Origin of the sequence: Bradyrhizobium sp. 45 (assembly GCF_023073155.1) — a bacterium.
Taxonomy (GTDB): Bacteria; Pseudomonadota; Alphaproteobacteria; order Rhizobiales; family Xanthobacteraceae; genus Bradyrhizobium; species Bradyrhizobium canariense_D.
Genome location: NZ_JADPIX010000048.1, coordinates 1 through 605, shown reverse-complemented (window position 1 = coordinate 605; position 605 = coordinate 1). Strand labels below are relative to the sequence as shown.

1 protein-coding gene is annotated in these 605 nt (G+C 65.1%); it reads left to right on the top strand.

All coding sequences use genetic code 11. The annotated features are described in order from the left end of the window. A partial coding sequence (locus tag IVB42_RS06490) for an IS256 family transposase (RefSeq protein WP_247469916.1) occupies window positions 1–605 on the top strand: 605 nt, incomplete at both ends.

Here is a 605-nt window from a genome sequence, read left to right as displayed (position 1 = left end):
GCATCCGCCATCGGTCGCCTGAAGGATGGCTGGCTCGACGAGCACGCCGCGTGGCAGAGGCGCGATCTGTCGGCGAAGCGCTACGTCTACATCTGGGCCGATGGCATCCATCTTCAAGCGCGCCTCGAAGACGAAAAGCAGTGCATCCTGGTGCTGATCGGCGCGACCCCGGAAGGCCGCAAGGAACTGGTCGGCTTCACCGATGGCGCCCGCGAGAGCGCGCAGGACTGGCGCGATCTGCTGCTCGATCTGAAGCGGCGCGGGCTCGACGTGGCGCCGCAGCTTACCATCGCCGATGGCGCACTCGGGTTCTGGAAGGCGGCCGGCGAGGTCTGGCCGAAAACGCGCGAGCAGCGCTGCTGGGTGCACAAGACCGCCAACGTGCTCGCCAAGTTGCCGAAGAGCCAGCAGCCGAAGGCCAAACGCGCGTTGCAGGAGATCTGGATGGCTGAAACGAAGCTCGCCGCCGAGCTGGCGTTCGACACCTTCATCGAGAGCTACGCGCTGAAGTACGAGAAGGCCGCCGATTGCCTGAGCAAGGATCGAGACACGCTACTGGCGTTCTACGACTTCCCGGCCGAGCACTGGAAACACTTGCGGACGAC